At 69.5% G+C, this 20,686-nt stretch carries 16 protein-coding genes; 4 read left to right on the top strand and 12 right to left on the bottom strand.

From position 1 onward, the window contains the following. Positions 1-41: 41 nt before the first annotated feature. A complete protein-coding gene (locus tag AC1PZ7_RS20835) occupies positions 42-710 on the bottom strand; it encodes a DedA family protein (protein ID WP_482357099.1) in 669 nt (222 codons plus the stop codon). Between the two features lie 247 nt (positions 711-957). Here AC1PZ7_RS20835 and AC1PZ7_RS20830 point away from each other — a divergent pair, with 247 nt between their 5' ends. From AC1PZ7_RS20830 to AC1PZ7_RS20820, 3 genes are all read left to right on the top strand, one after another. Further along, on the top strand, positions 958-3,390 hold the full coding sequence (locus AC1PZ7_RS20830; protein ID WP_482357098.1) for a mechanosensitive ion channel family protein: 2,433 nt from the start codon (positions 958-960) through the stop codon (positions 3,388-3,390). A 124-nt stretch (positions 3,391-3,514) separates the two neighbouring features. Beyond that, the gene (locus AC1PZ7_RS20825; protein WP_482357097.1) at positions 3,515-4,495 is read left to right on the top strand and encodes an HlyD family secretion protein; all 981 of its coding nucleotides are present in this window, start codon (positions 3,515-3,517) and stop codon (positions 4,493-4,495) included. A 3-nt stretch (positions 4,496-4,498) separates the two neighbouring features. Next, complete coding sequence (locus AC1PZ7_RS20820; protein ID WP_482357096.1) at positions 4,499-5,512, top strand: FUSC family protein; 1,014 nt, start codon at positions 4,499-4,501, stop codon at positions 5,510-5,512. Here AC1PZ7_RS20820 and AC1PZ7_RS20815 read toward each other — a convergent pair whose 3' ends face one another. The 4 genes from AC1PZ7_RS20815 to AC1PZ7_RS20800 all read right to left on the bottom strand — a co-directional run bounded on the left by AC1PZ7_RS20815 (position 5,513) and on the right by AC1PZ7_RS20800 (position 11,398). Continuing rightward, positions 5,513-5,848, bottom strand: coding sequence for a (2Fe-2S) ferredoxin domain-containing protein (locus AC1PZ7_RS20815; protein ID WP_482357095.1), 336 nt, complete (start codon positions 5,846-5,848; stop codon positions 5,513-5,515). 142 nt (positions 5,849-5,990) lie between these two features. Then, complete coding sequence (locus AC1PZ7_RS20810; protein ID WP_482357094.1) at positions 5,991-9,170, bottom strand: efflux RND transporter permease subunit; 3,180 nt, start codon at positions 9,168-9,170, stop codon at positions 5,991-5,993. A 39-nt stretch (positions 9,171-9,209) separates the two neighbouring features. After that, positions 9,210-10,520: an efflux RND transporter periplasmic adaptor subunit gene (locus AC1PZ7_RS20805; RefSeq protein ID WP_482357093.1), complete on the bottom strand. Its 1,311-nt coding sequence runs from the start codon at positions 10,518-10,520 to the stop codon at positions 9,210-9,212. A gap of 17 nt (positions 10,521-10,537) precedes the next feature. Next, on the bottom strand, positions 10,538-11,398 hold the full coding sequence (locus AC1PZ7_RS20800; RefSeq protein WP_482357092.1) for an alpha/beta hydrolase: 861 nt from the start codon (positions 11,396-11,398) through the stop codon (positions 10,538-10,540). Between the two features lie 116 nt (positions 11,399-11,514). On the opposite strand from AC1PZ7_RS20800, the gene AC1PZ7_RS20795 reads away from it, so the two are divergent. Further along, the gene (locus AC1PZ7_RS20795) at positions 11,515-12,468 is read left to right on the top strand and encodes a LysR family transcriptional regulator (RefSeq protein ID WP_482357091.1); all 954 of its coding nucleotides are present in this window, start codon (positions 11,515-11,517) and stop codon (positions 12,466-12,468) included. A gap of 11 nt (positions 12,469-12,479) precedes the next feature. On the opposite strand, the gene AC1PZ7_RS20790 is transcribed toward AC1PZ7_RS20795, so the two are convergent. The 7 genes from AC1PZ7_RS20790 to AC1PZ7_RS20760 all read right to left on the bottom strand — a co-directional run bounded on the left by AC1PZ7_RS20790 (position 12,480) and on the right by AC1PZ7_RS20760 (position 20,681). Then, positions 12,480-13,208: an amino acid ABC transporter ATP-binding protein gene (locus tag AC1PZ7_RS20790; RefSeq protein ID WP_482357090.1), complete on the bottom strand. Its 729-nt coding sequence runs from the start codon at positions 13,206-13,208 to the stop codon at positions 12,480-12,482. Further along, positions 13,186-13,845 carry an amino acid ABC transporter permease gene (locus AC1PZ7_RS20785; RefSeq protein ID WP_482357089.1) on the bottom strand — a complete coding sequence of 220 codons (660 nt, stop codon included), beginning with the start codon at positions 13,843-13,845 and terminating at the stop codon, positions 13,186-13,188. Before AC1PZ7_RS20785 ends, AC1PZ7_RS20790 begins: the two co-directional genes overlap by 23 nt. Before the next feature lie 10 nt (positions 13,846-13,855). Beyond that, positions 13,856-14,527 carry an amino acid ABC transporter permease gene (locus tag AC1PZ7_RS20780; RefSeq protein ID WP_482357088.1) on the bottom strand — a complete coding sequence of 224 codons (672 nt, stop codon included), beginning with the start codon at positions 14,525-14,527 and terminating at the stop codon, positions 13,856-13,858. 200 nt (positions 14,528-14,727) lie between these two features. Further along, positions 14,728-15,516 (bottom strand): transporter substrate-binding domain-containing protein, encoded by a 789-nt coding sequence (locus tag AC1PZ7_RS20775; RefSeq protein ID WP_482357087.1) that lies wholly within the window; start codon positions 15,514-15,516, stop codon positions 14,728-14,730. Between the two features lie 4 nt (positions 15,517-15,520). Further along, positions 15,521-16,264, bottom strand: coding sequence for a GntR family transcriptional regulator (locus AC1PZ7_RS20770; protein ID WP_482357086.1), 744 nt, complete (start codon positions 16,262-16,264; stop codon positions 15,521-15,523). 389 nt (positions 16,265-16,653) lie between these two features. Then, positions 16,654-18,822 (bottom strand): methylmalonyl-CoA mutase, encoded by a 2,169-nt coding sequence (scpA, locus tag AC1PZ7_RS20765; RefSeq protein WP_482357085.1) that lies wholly within the window; start codon positions 18,820-18,822, stop codon positions 16,654-16,656. Then, positions 18,819-20,681, bottom strand: coding sequence for a methylmalonyl-CoA mutase family protein (locus AC1PZ7_RS20760; RefSeq protein ID WP_482357084.1), 1,863 nt, complete (start codon positions 20,679-20,681; stop codon positions 18,819-18,821). The genes scpA and AC1PZ7_RS20760 overlap by 4 nt, the downstream gene beginning before the upstream one ends. Between the last annotated feature and the right edge of the window lie 5 nt (positions 20,682-20,686).

The following is a 20,686-nucleotide window of genomic DNA, read 5'->3' as shown; positions in this document are numbered from 1 at the left end:
TGGTTAAGACGGGAGGAGGCGTTGGGCGCGGGCGCCGCGCTTCAGGCGACGGGCGCGCCGACCGGACGGCGGCGGTTGCGCGGGCGCTTGGCGATGCGGCCCTTGATCACCCGCAGAACGACGACCGTCAGCACCAGCATGACCACGGTCACGCCCACTATCATCAGCAGCCACTCGCCCTGCGAGTGGGCGCCGAGTTCGCTGGCGCTCTTGCCGGCCAGCCAGCCGGGGGCGAGCATCACCGGTGCCCAGACGACGGCCGAGGAGACGTTGGCGACCTGGAAGCGACGCTGGTTCATGCGCATCATGCCGGCGACCAGCGGCATGGTGGCCCGCACCGGCCCGAAGAAGCGGCCGACGAACACCGAGGCGAAGCCGAAGCGGCGGAAGAACAGCCGCGCCTGCGCCACCTGCTCGCGATAGCGCAGCAGGGGCCGGCGATGGACGATGCGCGGGCCGAGCCAGCGGCCGAGCCAATAGGAGACCACGTCGCCGAGCACGGCGCCGACGATGGCGCCGATGATCACCGGCACGGGCGAGATGATCCCCGTCCCGACCAGCCCGCCAATGGCCAGCATCAGCGCGGTGGCGGGGATGATCAGGCCGACGAGCACGAGCGACTCGCCGAAGGCGATGATGCCGATGACGAGGGGGATCAGATAGTCGTGGCTGTGCAGAAAGGCGGCCACATCCGCGGTAAATGCTTCCATGTCCTCACACTGTCGGAGCTCCGTCGCCCAATGTGGAGACGAACGTGACCGGAGCAAGGCCGGCGCGCCGATCCGCCGCGCCCCGCCGCCGCGCCAATCGTCGCGCGCGCGATGGCGTGATTTTTTTCGCGACGTGCGGAACCTTTTTCGTTTTCGCACGTTTACTAACCCGCACCCGCCATTCCGGCTCCCCTGCATCTGCGCGCCCGCGGTCGATCGCCAAGGGCCGCGAACGACGGAATGCTCCATGCCGCCGCGCGCGCTTTCCCGCATCCTGTTCCTCGCCCTTTCCCTCCTCGCCATCCCGCTCTTCGCGCCGGCCTGCCTCGCGCAGGCGCCGGGACTTTCCCCCCAGACCACGCCGGCACGGACGGCGGCGCCCGCTCCCGATGCGGGGCAATCGGAGCCGCGCTGCGATCTTCGCGCGCTGCTCGACACGCTGAGCGACGACACGGCGCGCGCGGCGTTCCTGGCGCGGCTGCGCGCGCTGGTCGAGAGCGGGACGATCGAGGCGGCGGCCGACGGGAACGCGGCGGACGGCGTGGCCACGACGGGAGACGCCGCTGCGGCCGCCGGCCCCGCCGCCGGGCGGGAGGACTGGCTGTCCGGCGCGACGAAGTCGCTCGGCGCCTTTTCCAGCGCGGTGCTGTCCCTGGTCGGCGAGATCGAGCAGATCCCGGCGCAGGCCGAGCGCCTGCTCGACGACCTGTCCGATCCGCTGGTGCTGGAGCGGGTGGGCCGGGCGGCGATCATGGTTGCCGCCGTGCTCGCGGCGGCGCTGCTGGCGGAGCACCTTGCCAAGAGGCTGCTGGCCGGCCTGCGCCGGGCGGTCGAGGCGCGGCCGGCGCGCGCCGTTGGCCTGCGCGCCATCCTGCTGGGCGTGCGCACCGTGCTCGACATCCTGCCGATCGCGGCCTTCGCCGCCGCGGCGTTCGGCGTGCTGGCGCTGGTCGAGCTGAATTTCATCGTGCGGCTCGCGGTGGTCGCGGTGATCAACGCCAATGTACTGGTCCGGCTGATCCTGGCCGGCACCCGCGCCGTGCTGACGCCGGACGCGCCGAAGCTGCGGCTCTTTCCGCTCGGCAATGAAAGCGCGGTCTATGGCTATCTCTGGGTGCGGCGCTTCGCCTACACCATCGTCTATGGCTATTTCCTGCTGCGCGCCGCCTGGGTGCTCGGCCTTGCCTTGTCGACCTACCACTTCCTCGGCAATGTGCTCGGCCTGTTCGTCGCCGGCATGGGCATCGTCTTCATCCTGCAGATCCGCGGTGGCGTGGGGCGGCGCCTGAGGCGGCTCGGCGCGCGCGAGGGGCGGGCGGCGCGGGTGCGCGACGCGGTGGCGGACTTCTGGCATGTGCTGGCGATCGGCTATGTCGTCGCCGGCTTCCTGGTCTGGGCACTCGATGTGGACGGGGGCTTCGCCTTCCTCGCCCGCGCGACGCTGCTGTCGCTCATCACCATCGGCCTCGCCGCGCTGGCGATCGCGCTGCTGCTGCGGCTGTTCGAGAAGGTGTTCCAGCTGAACGGCGAGATGCGCGAGCGGTTTCCGCTGCTGGAGATGCGGGCCAACCGCTACCTGCCGGCGCTGCGCAGCGCCATGCAGGGCTTGGTGGTGCTGGTCGCCGGCCTCGTTCTGCTGGAGATCTGGGGTGCAGAACCCTTCGCCTGGCTCGCCTCCGAGAGCGGGCAGGGGGCGGTTGGCCGGCTCATCTCGATCGGCGTCGTGGTGTTCATCGGGTTGCTCGCCTGGGAGCTGTCGGCGGCCTTTGCCGATCGCCTGCGCGCCACCAATCCGGCCTCGACGCGGCTGAAGACCCTGCTGCCCTTCGTGCAGAACGCGGTCCGCGTGGTGCTGCTCACGCTGGGCGGGCTGATCCTGCTGTCCGAGATCGGCGTCAACATCGCGCCGCTGCTGGCCGGTGCCGGCGTGCTCGGCCTCGCCATCGGCTTCGGCGCGCAGACGCTGGTGAAGGACGTGATCACCGGCGTGTTCATCCTGATGGAGGACACGATCTCGGTCGGCGACGTGGTGGAGGTCGGCGCGCATGCCGGCCTCGTCGAGAAGATCACCATCCGCACCGTCCACATGCGGGATTTCGACGGCAACGTGCATTCCATCCCCTTCGGCGAGGTGCAGACCGTCAAGAACATGTCGAAGGACTTCGCCTATGCCGTCGTCGACGTGCGCATCGCCTACCGCGAGAACATCGACGAGGGGCTGGCGCTGATGGCGGAGGTGGCGGCCGACATGGTGCAGAAGGGGCCGCTGGCGGAATCCATCATCGCGCCGTTCGAAGTGGTCGGGGTCGAGGCGCTCGAGCCGTCGCACATCCAGCTGCGCGGCCGCTTCAAGACCCGCCCGCTCGGCCAGTGGAACGTGCGCCGTGAGTTCTACCGCCGCATCAAGGCGGCCTTCGAGGCGCGCGGCATCGAGATGCCGTTCCCGCACCAGACGGTCTATCTCGGCACCGACAAGAAGGGCATGGCGCCGCCGCTGCGCGTCGTCACCCAGCGGCCGGAGGAACTGTCGGCGCCGCAGCGCGCGCGCCGCGCCGAGGCGGCCCGCGCCGCGCGCACGCCCGGCCCTCTCATCGAGGAACATCCCGGCGCGCGCGAGCGCGGCGAGGAGGACGAGGAGCCGATGATCGCGGCCATCGAGGAACGGCCCCCCGAGCGCTAACCAAAGGCGGGAATAGGGTGGACCCGCCTGTCGGCGAGGATTGAGCGCGGCCGGCAAAGCCGCGATGATGCGGGCGTCGGGTGCCGGGAGTCACTGGCTTGGAGCCGTGGAGCGTCGCGTAGACATGCTGAGCCGACTGCTTCGACATCCGGTGCTGCTGATCGTCGGCGTGATCGTGGCGCTGTTCACCCTCTACGAGGTGTGCGTCCGCTTCTTCGCCTATACCGGCGACGCCTATGTGATGAGCGACATCATCGTCCTGTCCTCGGAGATCGAGGGGCCGGTCTCGGTGCTCGCCGTGCAGAACAACCAGAAGGTCGCCGCCGACGCCCTGCTGTTCGAGATCGAGCGCACGCCCTACGCGCTGAAGCTGCAGGAGACGCAGGCGACCCTCGCCACCGCCCGTGCCGATCTCGACCTCGCGCGGGACGAGGTGAACGTCGCGAAGGCCAGCGTCACCGCCGCGCAGGCGGTGCAGACCAACGCGATGGACCAGCTCGGCCGCGTGAAGACACTGGAGACGGACGGCTATTCGCCCGAGGCGATGCTTGACGTCGCCACCCGCAATGTCGCCACCGCCGGCGCCGATGTCACCTCCGCCGAGGCGCGGCTCGCCGTGACGTCACGCCGGGTGGCGGTGGCGCAGGCGGCGATCGCCGCCGCAGAGGCCGCGGTGGCGAAGGCGCAGTACGACCTCTCCAAGACCGTGGTGACGGCTCCCGATGCCGGCCGCGTGGCGCCCTTCGTCACCCGGGTCGGCGATTATCTGCGCCCCGGCTCGGAAGTGCTCGCCATCGTCACCGATCGCCGCCGCCGGGTGGTGGCAAATGTGAGCGAGCGTCATCTCGCCCGCATCAGGATCGGCCAGCGCGTGCTGCTGACTCTGGGCTCCGACCCCTGGGTGCTGCATCGGGGCCGGGTGAGCGGCATTGCCGGCGGCGTCGCCCGCTCGCCGGACAACCCGCAGGTGCTGCCCTATGTCCAGCCGACCACGGACTGGGTGCGGCTGCCCCGGCGCTTCCCGGTCGAGGTGACGCTGGACGACTGGCCGGAGAGCCTGGGCCTGTTCAACGGCGCCGATGCCCGCGTCCTGATCTGGTTCTGAGCGATGGCGGAGGCGCGGTCCCCCGACCGGATCAGCGATGTCGACCGGCAGGCCTTCGCCACCGCTACCGGCGTGCTGGCGGCAGTCTATATCGCGCTGTCGATGGGGCTGGACCAGCCCTATTGGGCGGCGTTGAGCGTCATGATGATCGCCAACACCGACCGCGACGCGCTGGTGACGAAGGGCATTCTGCGCGTTCTGAGCACCTTGGTCGGGGTGAGCGTCGGCTTCATCGTCGCGCAATGGATGGAGGGACTGCCGATCCAGCAGGCCCTGCTGGTGGGGGCCGCCGCAGCCATCGGAACCTATGGCAAGCAGCGCAGCGTCTACAGCTATGCCTGGTTCTATGGCGGCCTGACCTTCATGCTGATCATGCTGTTCTCGATGGTCCAGCCGCAGGACCTCTACAGTTTCGCGCATTATCGCTGCTACGAGATCGTCATCGGCGTGGTGTGCGGCACGCTGGCGAGCTGGGCGCTGGGGGCCAATGCCGGCGAGCTCCATGCCCGGCTCAAGGCGCAGGCTGTCGCGGTCACGCCGGAGAATGCCCTGCGCCAGGCGTTGATTGCCGGCTTCGGTGCGATCGTCATCGTGATCATCTGGTCGCGGTTCGACCTGCCGCAATTGCCGCAGGTGCTGATCTCCAGTCTCATCGTGGTCGATACGGACCCCAATGCCACACGCCACAAGGGCTGGCAGCGCATCGTCGGCTGCCTCGCCGGCGGAGCGGCGGGGCTGCTGGTCATCGGGCTCGACGCGACCGATCAGATCTGGTGGGCGACGATGCTCTTTCTCGGCATCTTCTCCTTCGCACGGGTGCATCTGTCCAAGACGCCCAATGCCTATATCGGCACGCAGTCGGCCATCGCCTTCATCGTCACGCTCGTCGATCCGGGGCCGCCGACCTCGCTCTTTCCACCGGTGGACCGGCTGGTCGGCATCATCATCGGGGTCAGCATCATGACCGTGCTGGTCTGGGCGCTGAATCCGGTCAAGTCGGCGGAAAGGCCGGCCTGATCAGTCGACGTCCCGCGCCGGGGCGATCGCGTCGAGCAGCGCGCCGAGATCGGTGCCGGGCGGCACGGCGCGCCAGCGGCCGGGATGGCCGGCGGGAATGAGGACCGCCGCGTCCTTGGGGCAGATGTCGAGGCAGGGCACCTCGATCACCGCGACATGGGCGCCCTTGCGGCGGGGCTTCTTCATCGGCTTGCCGCCCTCGCGCTCGGCGACGGCGGCCCTGAGCGCCCGGGGCAAGGACTGGTCGCCGCGCGGCCCGAAGCCGCCGTGCAGCTTCTTCGCGCATTTGCGGCAGACCAGCACGACGTCCGTCCAGTCGGATTTCATCTGCTTCATCGCCGCCCGCCCGCTGTTGCGCGATGCATGTGGCATCGCCGGGAGGCGTTGTCGATGAGGAGCCGGCCGGGAAGCGTGCAATCCGGAACGCCGAGGGGGCAACCGACTCCCCGGACGCGCGCTTCCCGGTCGACGTCGAGGCTCACTCGGCCGCAAGCGGCGCGATATGGGCCTCGCCGTGCTGCCGCAGCGGGCGGTTGCCCGCCAGGCGCCGCAGCAGCACGTAGAAGACGGGCGTGAGGAACAGCCCGAAGAAGGTGACGCCGATCATGCCGGCGAACACGGCGATGCCCATCGCATGGCGCATCTCGGCGCCGGCGCCGGTGGAGAGCACCAGCGGCAGCACGCCCATGATGAAGGCGAAGGACGTCATCAGGATCGGCCGCAGGCGCAGCCGGCTGGCCTCGATCGCCGCCTCCACCGGGTTGCGGCCCATGAATTCCAGCTCGCGGGCGAATTCGACGATCAGGATCGCGTTCTTCGCCGACAGGCCGACCAGCACCACGAGGCCGATCTGGGTGAAGATGTTGTTGTCGCCCCCGCCCAGCCAGACGCCGAACAGCGCCGCCATCAGGCCCATGGGCACGATCAGGATGATCGCGATGGGCAGCGTCAGGCTCTCATACTGGGCTGCCAGCACCAGGAAGACGAGCAGCAGGGCGAGCGGGAACACCAGGAAGGATGAATCGCCGGCGAGAATCTCCTGATAGGTGAGATCGGTCCATTCGTAATCGAAGCCCGGCGGCAGCACTTCCGCGGCGATCCGCATCGCCGCCTCCTGCGCCTGTCCCGACGAGAAGCCGGGCGCCGGCGAGGCGTTGATGTCGGCGGTGAGGAAGCCATTGTAGCGCTGGGCGCGCTCCGGCCCCGCCGTGGTCTCGACCCTGAGCAGCGCCGAGAGCGGGATCATCTCGCCGCTGTTGGAGCGCACCTTGAGCTTGCCGATGTCCTCCGGCCGGGCGCGGAACGGCGCGTCGGCCTGCGCCCGCACCGAGTAGGTGCGGCCGAATTTGTTGAAGTCGTTGACATAGAGCGAGCCGAGATAGACCTGCAGCGTCTCGAACACGGAACTGACCGGCACGCCAAGCTGGCGGGCCTTGGTGCGGTCCACATCGGTGAAGATCTGCGGCACGTTGATCTGGTAGGTAGTGAACTGGCCGGTGAGCTCGGGAGCCGCCATGGCCTTGGCCATGAAGGCGTTGGTGACGTCGTTCAGCGCCTCGTAGCCCCGTCCGGCGCGGTCTTCCAGCTGCATCTTGAAGCCGCCGACGACGCCGAGGCCCTGCACCGGCGGGGGCGGGAACATGGCGATGAAGGCGTCCTTGATCACCCCGTATTTCTGGTTCAGCGCGCCGGCGATGGCGCCCGCGGAAAGTTCGGGGCTCTGGCGCTTCTCGAACGGGTCGAGCACCGAGAACACGATGCCAGCGTTCGACGAGTTGGAGAAGCCGGCGATCGACAGGCCGGGGAAGGCCACCGCGCTGGAGACGCCGGGCTGGGCCAGCGTGATCTCGGTCATGCGGCGGATCACCTCTTCCGTGCGGTCGAGCGTGGCGCCGTCGGGGAGCTGGGCGAAGCCGACGAGATACTGCTTGTCCTGCGCCGGCACGAAGCCGGGCGGAACCGCCTGGAACAGCCACCAGGTGGCGCCCAGCATCACGGCGTAGAACACCATGACGAGGCTCTTGACCTTCAGCGTGCCGCGCACGCCGCCGCCATAGCCGCGCGAGCCGCGCGCGAATACCCAGTTGAAGCCGCGGAAGAACCAGCCGAACAGGAAGTTGATCACGCGCTGGAGCGGATCCGGCGGCGCGTCGTGGCCGCGCAGCAGCAGCGCCGCCAGCGCCGGCGACAGAGTGAGCGAGTTGATCGCCGAGATGACGGTGGAGATGGCGATGGTGAGCGCGAACTGGCGGTAGAACTGGCCCGACAGTCCGGAGATGAAGGCCAGCGGCACGAACACCGCCACCAGCACCAGGGCGATGGCGATGATCGGCCCGGACACCTCGCTCATCGCCTGATAGGCGGCGGCGCGCGGCGTCAGGCCGTTCTCGATGTTGCGCTCGACATTCTCCACCACGACGATGGCGTCGTCGACGACGATGCCGATGGCGAGCACCAGGCCGAACAGGCTCAGCGCGTTGATCGAGAAGCCGAACAGGTACATCACCGCGAAGGTGCCGACGATCGAGACCGGCACGGCGAGCAGCGGGATGATCGAGGCGCGCCAGGTCTGCAGGAACACCACGACGACGATCACGACCAGCAGCACCGCCTCGAACAGCGTGTGCACCACGGCGTCGATGGAGGCGTCGACGAAGCGCGTCGTGTCGTAGACGATGTCGAAGTCGACGCCCTCCGGCATCGTCTTCCTGATCTCCGCCATGGTCGCGCGAACATTCTCGGCGATTTCCAGCGCGTTGGAGCCGGGCGCCTGGAACACGCCGAGGCCGACCGCCTGCTTGTTGTCGAGCAGCGAGCGCAGCGCATAGTCGGCGGCGCCGAGTTCGAGCCGCGCGACGTCGCGCAGGCGCACCACCTGCCCGTTGGCACCGGTCTTGACGACGATGTCGCCGAACTCTTCCTCGGTCTCCAGCCGGCCCTGCGCGTTGATGGTGAGCTGGAGGTCGACGCCCGGCTGCGCCGGCGAGGCGCCGACGATGCCGGCGGCGGCCTGCACGTTCTGGGCGCGGATTTCGTTGACCACGTCGCCGGCGGAAAGCCCGTGCTCGGCGATCTTCTGCGGGTCGAGCCAGACGCGCATGGAATAGTCGCCGCCGCCGAAGATCTCGATCTGGCCGACGCCGCCGATGCGGGCCAGCCGGTCCTTCACGTTCAGCACCGCGTAATTGCGCAGATAGGTGATGTCATAGCGGTCGTTCGGCGAGATCAGGTGCACGACCATGAGGAAGGTCGGCGAGCTCTTCGCCGTGGTGATGCCGAGCGCGCGCACCTCTTCCGGCAGGCGCGGCTCGGCCTGGCCGACGCGGTTCTGCACCAGCTGGGTCGCCTTGTCCGGGTCGGTGCCGAGCTTGAAGGTGACGGTCAGCGTCATCACGCCGTCGGTCGTCGCCTGGCTGGACATGTAGAGCATGTCCTCGACGCCGTTGATCGATTCCTCGATCGGCGTGGCGACGGTGGCGGCGATCACCTTCGGGCTGGCGCCGGGATAGGTGGCGCGCACGATGACCTGCGGCGGCACGACTTCCGGATATTCCGAAATCGGCATCACCCGCAGGGCCAGCAGCCCCGCGAGGAAGATCAGCACGGAGAGGACGCCGGCGAAGATCGGCCGGTCGATGAAGAATTTGGATAGATTCATGGCGTCCTCCCCCAAGGAGGCGATGCGTCGGGGCTGCGATCAGCGCGCGGCGACGGAGGTGGTCGGGTCCGTCGCGGCGGCGGCGGATGTGGCTTCCATGGGCACGATTTCGGGCGCCACCACGGCGCCGGGGCGCACGCGCTGCAGGCCGTTGACGACGATGCGCTCGCCTTCCTTCAGCCCGTCGGTGATGACGCGAAGCCCCTCGCTCGGCGGCCCGAGCCGGACCTGCCGCCAGACGGCCTTGTTGGCGTCGTCGATCACGAACACGAACTTCTTGTCCTGGTCGGTGCCGATGGCGCGCTCGTTCACCGCCAGCGCCGGCTCGGTCTTGGCGCGGCCCATCTTCACCCGGGCGAACTGGCCCGGCACCAGGCGGCCATCCTTGTTGTCGAACACGGCGCGCAGGCGGAACGTGCCGGTAGCGGTGTCGACCTGGTTGTCGACCAGCTGGAGGTGGCCGCGCACCGTGCGCCCGCCGGTTGTGGCGGTGGTGATCTCGACCGGGATCTGGTCGATCTCGGTCAGCGCGATATCGTGGTCGCCGACCGAGGCCAGAGCTTCGGCCACCGCGTTCTCGTCGGCGTCGAAGCTGACATAGATCGGATCGACCGAGACGAGGCTGGTCAGCACCGGCGAGGAGGCGCCGGCGGCGACGAGATTGCCGACCGTGACCTCGATCCGGCCGACGCGCCCGTCGACCGGCGCGCGCACCTCGGTGTAGTCGAGGTCGAGCTGGGCCGTCTGCACGGCGGCCTGCGCCGCGCGCAGATTGGCCTCCGCCTCGCGGAAGGCGTTGGTGCGCTGGTCGAGGTCGCGCACCGAGACGACGCGGTTGTCGACGAGCTGCTTGCCGCGCTCCAGCTCGCTGCGGGTCAGCTCGACGCGGGCGGCGGCGGCCTCGCGCAGCGATTCCGCGCGGTTGACCGCGGCCTGGAAGGGGGCCGGGTCGATGCTGACCAGCAGGTCGCCCTGCTTCACCAGCGCACCCTCGCGGAAGTGGATCTTCTCGACCGCTCCCGCCACGCGCGGACGCACTTCCACCTCTTCCACCGCGCGCAGGCGGCCGGAGAACTCGTCCCACTTCATGGTGTCGCGCGCTTTCAGCACTGCCACTTCGACCGGCATGGCCGGTGCCGCCGCGGCTTCCGCCGGCGGATCGGTCGCCAGCGCCTGGCTGCTCGGCCAGGCGAGGAACACCGCAAGGCCGGTGGCAAGCGTGGCGAGGGTCAGCGCGATGCCGGCCTCGCGCCAGCGGCGGCGCGGGGCCGTCGACGCGTCGCCGCGGGCGATGACGGCGTGTGCGGTGCTCGCCGAGGCGGCGTCGGTGCCGAATGTCTTGTCACTCATGACGGATCTCCCGGCCCTCAGGCCCGAACGGTGCGACTAGCTGCGGCGGAATTCTCCGCCAGGAATTTCCGGAAGAGATCCCGCAGGACCCCTTCCCAAACGGGGGCGGCTTCGATGGCGGCATCCATGCTCCCGGACGAGCATTCCGTGCCTTCCAGCATGTGGCTCTCGACGGCGACGCCGCATTCGGCGAGGCGGCGGGCATAGGCGAGGCTCTCGTCGCGGATCGGGCAGTCGTCCGCCGTGACGATGAGCGCGGGAGCGAGCCCGCCGAGCCGGCGCGCGCCGAGCGGCGCGGCATAGGGATGCGCCGCTCGGTCGGCGCTGCCGAGATAGAGGTGCCAGCCATCGGCCCATTTGCACCCCGCCGCGCCGGCGGAGGCGGCGTGGATGGAGCCCGAGCACAGGCTGGGATCGACCATGGGCGAGAGCAGGATCTGGCCGGCCAGCGGCGGCGCCTGCTGGTCGCGGGCCATGAGGGTCAGCGCCGTGGCCAGGTTGGCGCCGGCTTCCTCGCCGGCGACGAACAGCCGGGCCCCGCGCCCGGCCCATTTGGCGCGATCGGCGTAAAGCCGGCCGAGCACCGTGAAGGACAGGTTGAGCGCGGCCGGGAAAGGGTGGTCGGGCGCCAGCGGATAGTCGATCGAGACCACCACCGCACCCGCTTCCGCCAGGAGCTGGCAGACCTTGGCGCTGCAGTCGAGATCGCCATCGGTGAAGCAGCCGCCATGCAGGTGCAGCACCAGCGGGATCGGACGCAGCGGCGTGCGGGAGCGATAGACCCGCGCCGGCAGCACGGTCCCCTCGATCTCCAGCCTGTCCTCGGTCCACAATGCGGTCATGACGCCCACCATCAGGTTGCCGGCGTCGCCCGCCACCCGATCTCACCAATTGCTTCTGCTGCAATGCGGTGGAAACTAGTCCGGTGCATCTCTCGAAAAAATAGTCGTTTGGCGATAACATTATTCACGTACGGAAATAATAGGGCATTGGAATGGACCAGATTGCGGCGATGCGGGCTTTCGTCCGTGTGGTCGAGGCGGGCAATTTCAGCCGCGCCGCCGACCTCCTCGACATGCCCAAGCCCACCGTGACCAAGCTGATCCAGCAGCTTGAGGCACATCTGCGCACCAAGCTGCTCAACCGCTCCACCCGCCGCGTGGCGGTGACGCCGGACGGCGCCGCCTATTACGAGCGCGCGCTGGCGCTGCTGTCCGATCTCGACGAGCTCGACGGCTCGATGGCGCACTCGCAGGCCAGCCCCTCCGGCCGGTTGCGGGTCGATGTGCCCTCGTCGCTGGCGCTCTACGCGCTGATCCCGGCGCTGCCGGATTTCTTCGCCCGCTATCCCGACATCCAGCTCGACCTCGGCGTCACCGACCGGACGGTCGACCTGCTGGCGGAGAATGTCGACTGCGCCATTCGCGGCGGCGATATTCTGGACCCGACGCTGATCGCCCGCCGCATCGGCGAGGTGGGGCTGATGCTCTACGCCGCGCCGGCCTACATCGCGCGCCACGGCATGCCGCAGCATCCGCGCGACCTCGCGAGCGGGCACCACCGCGTCATCGGCTATTTCAACGCCCGCACCGGGCGCCCGGTGGCGTTCGACATGACGCGCGGCGAGGAGAGCTTCGAGCTGCACCTGCCTTATTCCGTGGCGACGAACGATTCCACCGCCTATCTCGCCGCCGGCCTCGCCGGGCTCGGCATCACCCAGACCATCGAGCCGATGATCGGGCCCTATCTGCAATCGGGCGCGCTGGTGCGCGTGCTGCCCGAATGGCACGCGGGACCGATCGTTCTTCACATCGTCTACGCGCCGAACCGGCATCTCAGCAGCCGGCTGCGCGTCTTCGTCGACTGGGTGGCCGAACTGTTCGGCTCCGGCGGCGCCTATCGCCACGCCGCCTCCTCGCTGCTGCTGGCGGCCCGGCCGAGCGGCTGACGCGACCGGCCTCAGTGCGTGACGCCGAGGAACTGCTGCAGCTCCGGCGTCTTCGGGCTGGCGAACACCTCGCCGGGCGGGCCGATCTCGTGCACGCGGCCCTGATGCATGAACACGACGCGCGAGCACACGTCGCGGGCAAAGCGCATCTCGTGCGTGACCATGAGCAGCGTCATGCCCTCGCCGGCGAGTTCCTTCACCACGGCGAGCACCTCGCTCACCAGTTCCGGGTCGAGCGCCGAGGTGATCTCGTCGCAGAGCAGGGCGATGGGCTGCATGGCGAGCGCGCGGGCGATGGCGACGCGCTGCTGCTGGCCGCCGGAGAGCTGGTCCGGGTAGGCGTCGAACTTGTGGCCGAGCCCGACCCGTTCCAGCATCTTCGTCGCCATCGCCTCGGCCTCGGCCTTCGGCGTCTTCTTCACCACCATCTGCGAGAGCATGACGTTGCGCCCCGCCGTGAGGTGGGGGAACAGGTTGAACTGCTGGAAGATCATCCCGACCTTCAGCCGCAGCGCCTTGAGGTGCAGCTCGTCCGGCAGCAGCTGGGTGCCGGCCACCGAGATCGAGCCCTCGTCGATGCTCTCCAGCCCGTTGATGCAGCGCAGCAGCGTCGACTTGCCCGAGCCCGACTTGCCGATGATGGCGATCACCTCGCCGGGGGCGACGTCGATATTGATGCCCTTGAGCACTTCGTTGTCGCCGAAGCGCTTCTTCACTTCAGTGATTTCGATGAGCGACATTGAGCTTCCTCTCGAGGATCTGGGAAGACCTGGACAGCGGCCAGCACAGGCAGAAATAGATGAGGGCGACGAAGCCGTAGACCTTGAACGGCTCGAAGGTCGCGTTGGTCACCACCGTGCCGGCCTTGGACAGTTCGACGAAGCCGATGATCGAGGTCAGCGCGGTGCCCTTCACCACCTGCACGGAGAAGCCGACGGTGGGCGGCACGGCGATGCGCAGCGCCTGCGGCAGGATGACGTGGCGCATCTGCTGGATGTACCCCATGCCGAGGCTGGAGGAGGCCTCCCACTGCCCCCTGGCGATGGATTCGACGCAGCCGCGCCAGATCTCGGTGAGGAAGGCCGCGCTCCACAGGATCAGCGCCACGCTCGCCGCCAGCCAGGCCGGCACGTCGATGCCGAACAGGCCGAGGCCGAAGAAGGCGAGGAACAGCTGCATCAGCAGCGGCGTGCCCTGGAACAGCTCGACATAGGTCTTCACGAAGAGCGGGCCGGCGCGGCCATGGCCGATGCGGGCGAACAGCAGCGCCGCGCCGACGATGGCGCCGCCGATGAAGGAGACCAGCGAGAGCAGGACCGTCCAGCGCGCGGCGAGCAGCAGGTTGCGCAGGATGTCCCAGGTGGTGAAGTCGTTCATGGTCGCCTCCTCACCGTGCCGTGCGTTTTGGAAAAAGCGTCCAGCCGAGGCCGCGCAGCAATTGGCGCAGCGCGATGGCGAGGGCGAGATAGATCAGCGTTGCCACGAAGTAGGATTCGAAGGCGCGGAAGGTGCGTGACTGGATGAAGTTGGCCGCGAAGGTCAGGTCCTCCGCGGCGATTTGCGACACCGCCGCCGAGCCCAGCATGACGATGACGATCTGCGAGGAGAGCGCCGGCCAGATGCGCTGCAGCGCCGGGATCAGCACGACGTACCAGAAGGTCTGCAGCCGGCTCATGCCGAGCGAGGCGCCGGCCTCGAACTGGCCGTTCGGCGTCGCCTGGATGCCGGCGCGGATGATCTCGCAGCCATAGGCGCCGAGATTGATCACCATGGCGAGGTTGGCCGCCTCCAGCTCGCCCATGCGCAGGCCGAGCGCCGGCAGGCCGAAGAAGATGAAGAACAGCTGGATCAGGAACGGGGTGTTGCGGATCAGCTCGACATAGGTCGCCACCACCGGGCGCAGCCAGCCCGGCCCGAGCGCCCGCGCCCAGGCGCAGGCGATGCCCAGCATGACCCCGAGCACCCCGCCGACCAGCGTGAGCTCGAGCGTGATGCCGATGCCCTTCACGAGAACCGGCCAGTACTCGAACAGCCAGCCATAATCGAACGCGTAGTTCATGCCGGTGAACTCCCGCTGCGTGGGTGAGGGAAGACGGCTGTTCCCCGGACAAGCCGCGCGACGCGTGGCGCCGATCCGGGGGCCAGGGGAGACTGGGCGAAGCCTCGGAATCCCTTCAGGCAAGCGCCTTCGGCGGATTCTTGCGCTGGATCCCGGCTCGGCGCTCCGGCTTCGCCTGCGCTGGGCCGGGACACAGAATCCTAGAGATCCGCCGGCAGCTTGGCGCCGAGCCACTTCTGCGAGATGGCGTCGAGCGCGCCGTCCTTCTTCGCCCCGGCGATGATGGAATCGACCTTGGCGAGCAGGGCGGGCTCGTTCTTGTTGAGGCCGATGTAGCAGGGCGAGTTCTTGATCAGGAACTTGATCTCCGGCTTCTTCGGCGGGTTGCGCGCGAGAATGGCGGCGGCCACCACATTGCCGGTGGCGATCAGCTCGACCTGCCCGGAAAGGAAGGCGGAGATGGTGCCGTTATTGTCCTCGTAGCGCTTGATGGTGGCGTCGGCCGGGGCGATCTTGGTCAGCTCCAGGTCCTCGACCGAACCGCGGGTGACGCCGATCGTCTTGCCGGCGAGACCGGCCGCGTCCTTCACCGCGACATCCGCCGGCGCGAACACGCCGTTGAAGAAGGGCGCATAGGCGGTGGTGAAGTCGATCACCTTCTCGCGCTCGGCGTTCTTGCCCAGCGAGGAGATGACGAGGTCGACCTTGTTGGTCTGAAGGTACGGGATGCGGTTGGCGCTGGTGACGGGCACCAGCTCCAGCTTCACGCCGAGCTTCTCGGCGATCAGCTTGGCCATGTCGACGTCGTAGCCCTTGGGCTCCATGTCGGCGCCGACCGTGCCGAAGGGCGGGAAATCCTGCGGCACGGCGATGCGGATCACCTTGTTCGCCTCGATGGTGGCGAGCGCGTCGGCGGAGGCGGGCAGGGGCAGCTGGGTGGCGGCGAGCAGCGCGCCGGCGGCGAAAGCGAGAAGGGTGCGACGGTTCATGCGGTCAATCCTCCTTGGTGGCCGGATGGCCGTGGGTATGGTCGTGGATGTGCGGGACGGAAGGAGCGTTGCCGGCGAAGGCCGCCGGCGAGAGCAGGGCGCGCAGCCCGGCGAGCGGATCGGGCCGGGCGGTGAGGTCGAGCCCGGCCTCGACCTTGCCGATGTGCTCGTCCATCAGCCTTGCGGCCAGAGCGAGGTCGCCGGCCTCCATGGCGGCGACGATGTCCTCATGGTCGTGGCTGGATTCCTCGGCCTTGTCGGTCGGCTGATAGAGCATCGAGATCAGCGTGGTGCGGGCGGTGAGATCGCGCACGATCTCGGTCAGCAGCCGGTTGCCGAGCGCGTCGGCGAGATGGATGTGGAAATCGCCGAGCAGGCAGGCGCGCGAATGCACGTCGCCGGCGCCGATGGCGTCGCGCTCCATGGCGACGTGGTCCTTCAGGCTTTTCAGCACCTCGGGCGGGACCGCGCGCAGGGAATGCAGCAGGCCGGTCTCGATCACGCGGCGGGTCTGGAACGCCTCGCGCGCCTCCTCGGCGGAAGGCTCGACCACGTACCAGCCGCGCCGGGCGCTCACCTGCACCACGCCGCGCGTCTCCAGCCGCATCATCGCCTCGCGCACGCGGGTGCGTGACACGCCGAACAGGTCGGCGAGCTTCTGCTCGCCGAGCCGCGTGCCCGGATTGATGCGGCCGGCGAGGATGGCGGAAAGGATCGCCTCCTCGATATTGGCGGTGGCTGGGTTCATCAGGCTGGGCCCGCACTCTTGCTTACAAACTTGTATACAAGCCTGTAAGCAAACGACGTGCCAAGGCGGGTCATTGCGTTGAAGGGCTCCGCAAGCCCGGCCTAGGGTCGCGCCCCGGACGAGGCGCCGTCATCCCGAGGCGCCGCCGCAGGTGGCCTCGAAAGGAATTGGGTTTCTGGCGCGCGGGCGAGCCTCCTTCGAGGCCCGGCCGCTGGCCGGACACCTCAGGATGACGTCCATCCCGCGGGAATGGCACCTGCGGGCGAGGCTCGCGGGATGAGCGGCCGGATAGGTGCGCCGGTCACGCCGATGGCACACGAACCGCGCAGTATGCCGCTTATTCAGTCAGGCCGCCCTGCCTGCCGCTGCGAGGGGCAGCGGGTCGCTGCCTACTCCGCCGCCTGCCGCTTGTGGCCGAGCCGCTGCGCCAGCTTGTCGACGAGCTGCTCGGCGGCGTCCGCGATCACCGTGCCGGGCGGATAGATCGCCTCGGCGCCGGCGGCATGGACGGCGTCGTAATCCTGCGGCGGCACCACGCCGCCGACCACGACCATGATGTCCGGCCGCCCCTCGGCGGCGAGCGCCGCCTTCACCTGCGGCACCAGCGTGAGATGGCCGGCGGCCAGCGACGAGATGCCGATGACGTGCACGTCGTTCTCCACCGCCTGCCGCGCGGCTTCCTCCGGCGTGGCGAAGAGCGGGCCGATATCGACATCGAAGCCGAGGTCGGCGAAGGCGGAGGCGATCACCTTCTGGCCTCGGTCATGCCCGTCTTGCCCGACCTTGGCGACGAGGATGCGCGGGCGGCGGCCTTCCTCGTGCTCGAAGGCCTCGACGCGCTCGCGCACGCGGGACACCCTGTCCGTCATCGCTCCCGCCTCCCGACGATAGACGCCGGAGACCGCGCGGATTTCCGCCCGGTGCCGGCCGAAGACGCGCTCCAGCGCGTCGGAGATCTCGCCCACCGTCGCCTTGGCGCGGGCCGCATCGATGGCGAGCGCGAGAAGGTTGGCATCTGCGCGCGCACCATTCTCCAGCGCCGCGAGCGCCGCTTCCACCGCCTTCGGGTCGCGCTCGGCCCTGAGCCGCGCGAGCTTTTCCAGCTGGGCGGCGCGCACGGCCGAATTGTCGACCTTGAGCACGTCGATCGGCGTCTCGCGCTCGGGCCGGTACTTGTTGACGCCGACCACGGTCTGGGCGCCGGAATCGATGCGCGCCTGCGTCGTGGCGGCGGCCTCCTCGATGCGCAGCTTGGGGATGCCGGCCTCGATCGCCTTGGCCATGCCGCCGAGCGCTTCCACCTCGGCGATATGGGCGAGTGCCCGCTCGGCGAGGTCGGCGGTCAGGCGCTCGACATGGAAGGAGCCGCCCCACGGGTCGATGGCGCGGGTGGTGCCGCTTTCCTGCTGCAGCAGGAGCTGGGTGTTGCGGGCGATGCGGGCGGAGAAGTCGGTGGGCAGCGCCAGCGCCTCGTCGAGGGCGTTGGTGTGCAGCGACTGGGTATGGCCCTGCGTCGCCGCCATCGCCTCGACCATGGTGCGCATGACGTTGTTGAACACGTCCTGCGCGGTCAGGCTCCAGCCGGAGGTCTGGCAATGGGTGCGCAGCGGCAGCGACTTGGGGTTCTGCGCGCCGAGATCCTTCATCAGCCTGGCCCAGATCAGCCGGGCGGCGCGCAGCTTGGCGACCTCCATGAAGAAGTTCATGCCGATCGCCCAGAAGAACGACAGGCGCGGCGCGAAGACGTCTATGGGAAGGCCGGCCGCGACGCCGGCGCGGGCATATTCCAGCCCGTCCGCCAGCGTGTAGGCGAGCTCCAGGTCCTGCGTCGCCCCGGCTTCCTGCATGTGATAGCCGGAGATCGAGATCGAGTTGAAGCGCGGCATGTTCGCCGAGGTGAAGGCGAAGATGTCGGAGATGATCCGCATCGAGGGGCCGGGCGGGTAGATATAGGTGTTGCGGACCATGAACTCCTTGAGGATGTCGTTCTGGATGGTGCCGGAGAGCTGGGCCGGCGTCACGCCCTGCTCCTCGGCCGCGACGACATAGAGCGCGAGGATCGGCAGCACCGCGCCGTTCATGGTCATCGACACGCTCATCTGGTCCAGCGGGATGCCGGAGAACAGCGTGCGCATGTCGTAGATCGAGTCGATGGCCACGCCCGCCATGCCGACATCGCCGGCGACGCGGGGATGATCGGAGTCATAGCCGCGATGGGTGGCGAGGTCGAAGGCGACCGAGAGCCCCTTCTGCCCGGCGGCCAGGTTGCGGCGGTAGAAGGCGTTGGAATCCTCCGCCGTGGAGAAGCCGGCATATTGCCGGATCGTCCAGGGCTGGGTCGCGTACATGGTCGGGTAGGGCCCGCGCAGATAGGGCGCGATGCCGGGATAGCTGTCGACGAAGCCGAGGCCGGCAATGTCGTCGGGCCCGTAGAGCGGCTTCACCGCGATGCCCTCGGGCGTCGTCCAGTCGTCCGTGCCGGCGGCCGGCGCGGGCAGGTGCGGCGCGCGCCAGTCGAGCGCCGCGAAGTCGGGGATGCGACGAGCGGTGCTGGTCATTGCGAGCCCTCCCGCGTTGCGGTGATGCCGAGCCGTGCCTGCGCTTCCCCGAGGAAGGCGACGAGGTCGACGCCGGCGAAGAGATAGGCGTCGATGCCGGCGGCGCGCTGGGCCGCTTCGTCTTCGCCGGGCTTGCCGGCGAGGACGAGGGTCGACGCGCCCGCCGCCTTCAGCGCCTTGGCCGCCTTCTCCGCCGCCGCGGCATAGACCGCGTCCGACGAGCACAGGCAGGCGAGGCGCGCGCCGGAGGCGCGGAAAGCCTCGGCAAGCACGTTCCAGTCGGTGAAGCCGTCATTCGAGAGGGCGGCGATGCCGCCGGCCTCGAAGGCGGCGCGGGCAAAGCCGGCGCGGGGGGTGAAGTCGGCCGGGGTGCCGAGATTGGCGAGGAAGACGCGCGGCGCCGTCGCCGCCGCCGCGTCGCGCAGCCGTTCGAACGGCGCGGCCAGGCGCTCGCCCGCCAGTGGCTCGCACAGCAGCGCGCCCTCGGATGGGGCGGGTGCGGCGCGGCGGCGGGCGGGGGCGAGAACCGGCGGCACGGCCTCGCCGAGCAGCGGGAATTCCGAGGTGCCGGTGAGCGGCAGGCGGCGCGTGGCGATGTCCCTCAATCGCGCGGCCCGCGCCGCCGCGAGCCGGCCCTGCCAGGCGCCGGAGGCCAGGGCCTCCACCATGCCGCCCTCGCGCTCGATCTGGCGGAAAAGCTCCCACGCCGCCGGCGCGAGCTTTTCGGTGCGCTCCTCGATGGCGCCGGCCCCGGCGCCGGGATCGGCGACGCGGTGGACGTTGGCTTCCTCCATCAGGATGATCTGCGTGTTGCGCGCCAGCCGCCGGGCGAAGTCGTCCGGCAGGCCGATGGCCTGCGTGAACGGCAGCACAGTGAGGCTGTCCGCCCCGCCCACGCCAGCGGCGAAGGCGGCGACGGTGCCGCGCAGCAGGTTCACATAGGGGTCCTGCCGGGTGAGCGAACGCCACGCGGTCTCCATGTGGATCGCCACCGGCTTCGCCGTGAGGCCGCAGGCGCCGAGCGCCGCCGCCCAGAGCTGGCGGAAGGCGCGCGGCTTGGCCAGCGTGCCGAACTGGTCGACATCGGCAGTCAGCGTCACCTCGATGGCGGACGCGGCATCCTCCAGCGGCAGGCCGGCCGCGTCCAGCGCCCGCAGATAGGCGATGGCGGTGGCGAGCACGCCGGCGAGTTCCTGCGCGTCGGTGGCGCCGGCGCCATGGTGCAGGCGTCCGTCCGCGCGCACCATCGGCGCGGTGAGGCCGCGCCCGCGCAGCGCCGTGACCGTCTGGCCGAGGCGGGCGGAAAGCGCCTCCCATTCGATCGGCGCGGCCCCGAGGGCGGCGAAATCACCGATCGGATCGAGGCCGAAGCGCAGGTCGAGCGCGGCCGGATCGGCCTTCTCGAACAGCCTTGCCAGCGCCAGCGCGATGTCACGGCCCTGAAAGCCGCCGGCCTCGACGCGCAGCGTCGCGATCTCCGGCATCACCCCGTCCAGCGCCCGCACGATCTCCTCGAAACGGGTCGGCAGGCCGAAGCCGCCGGCCGAGGGCGCCGAGGCGAAGACCAGCGTGGCGCCGTCGGCGCCGCCATTGAGGTCTTCCAGAAGCTGCGCATTGGCCGCCGCCGGGTCGTCATGGTCGATGCGCGCGATCACCCGCCACGGCGCGCCGGCCAGGCGCCCGGCGATGGGCGTCGCCGCGCGCCGGCGCTCGGGCAGCGCGTCGAGCGCATAGCCGTCCGCCGTGCGGGTCAGCATGCGCTTGTCGTAGGGCGCGCCCTTCAGCACGCCCTCGACCAGCTTCAGCCAGTCCGTGCGGCTGGCGGCGGGGAAGGCGGCGAGGTCGAGAGGGCGTTCCATCGCGG

The sequence above is a fragment of the Ancylobacter sp. TW_SC_1 genome (assembly GCF_056836805.1).
This window is presented reverse-complemented; position numbering and strand designations above follow the sequence as displayed.

Bases quoted from the DNA above. Each gene is read 5' to 3' on its own strand.
- AC1PZ7_RS20835 (WP_482357099.1), bottom strand. From the start codon at position 710: ATGGAAGCATTTACCGCGGATGTGGCCGCCTTTCTGCACAGCCACGAC.
- AC1PZ7_RS20830 (WP_482357098.1), top strand. From the start codon at position 958: ATGCCGCCGCGCGCGCTTTCCCGCATCCTGTTCCTCGCCCTTTCCCTC.
- AC1PZ7_RS20825 (WP_482357097.1), top strand. From the start codon at position 3,515: ATGCTGAGCCGACTGCTTCGACATCCGGTGCTGCTGATCGTCGGCGTG.
- AC1PZ7_RS20820 (WP_482357096.1), top strand. From the start codon at position 4,499: ATGGCGGAGGCGCGGTCCCCCGACCGGATCAGCGATGTCGACCGGCAG.
- AC1PZ7_RS20815 (WP_482357095.1), bottom strand. From the start codon at position 5,848: ATGAAGCAGATGAAATCCGACTGGACGGACGTCGTGCTGGTCTGCCGC.
- AC1PZ7_RS20810 (WP_482357094.1), bottom strand. From the start codon at position 9,170: ATGAATCTATCCAAATTCTTCATCGACCGGCCGATCTTCGCCGGCGTC.
- AC1PZ7_RS20805 (WP_482357093.1), bottom strand. From the start codon at position 10,520: ATGAGTGACAAGACATTCGGCACCGACGCCGCCTCGGCGAGCACCGCA.
- AC1PZ7_RS20795 (WP_482357091.1), top strand. From the start codon at position 11,515: ATGGACCAGATTGCGGCGATGCGGGCTTTCGTCCGTGTGGTCGAGGCG.
- AC1PZ7_RS20790 (WP_482357090.1), bottom strand. From the start codon at position 13,208: ATGTCGCTCATCGAAATCACTGAAGTGAAGAAGCGCTTCGGCGACAAC.
- AC1PZ7_RS20785 (WP_482357089.1), bottom strand. From the start codon at position 13,845: ATGAACGACTTCACCACCTGGGACATCCTGCGCAACCTGCTGCTCGCC.
- AC1PZ7_RS20780 (WP_482357088.1), bottom strand. From the start codon at position 14,527: ATGAACTACGCGTTCGATTATGGCTGGCTGTTCGAGTACTGGCCGGTT.
- AC1PZ7_RS20775 (WP_482357087.1), bottom strand. From the start codon at position 15,516: ATGAACCGTCGCACCCTTCTCGCTTTCGCCGCCGGCGCGCTGCTCGCC.
- AC1PZ7_RS20770 (WP_482357086.1), bottom strand. From the start codon at position 16,264: ATGAACCCAGCCACCGCCAATATCGAGGAGGCGATCCTTTCCGCCATC.
- scpA (WP_482357085.1), bottom strand. From the start codon at position 18,822: ATGACCAGCACCGCTCGTCGCATCCCCGACTTCGCGGCGCTCGACTGG.
- AC1PZ7_RS20760 (WP_482357084.1), bottom strand. From the start codon at position 20,681: ATGGAACGCCCTCTCGACCTCGCCGCCTTCCCCGCCGCCAGCCGCACG.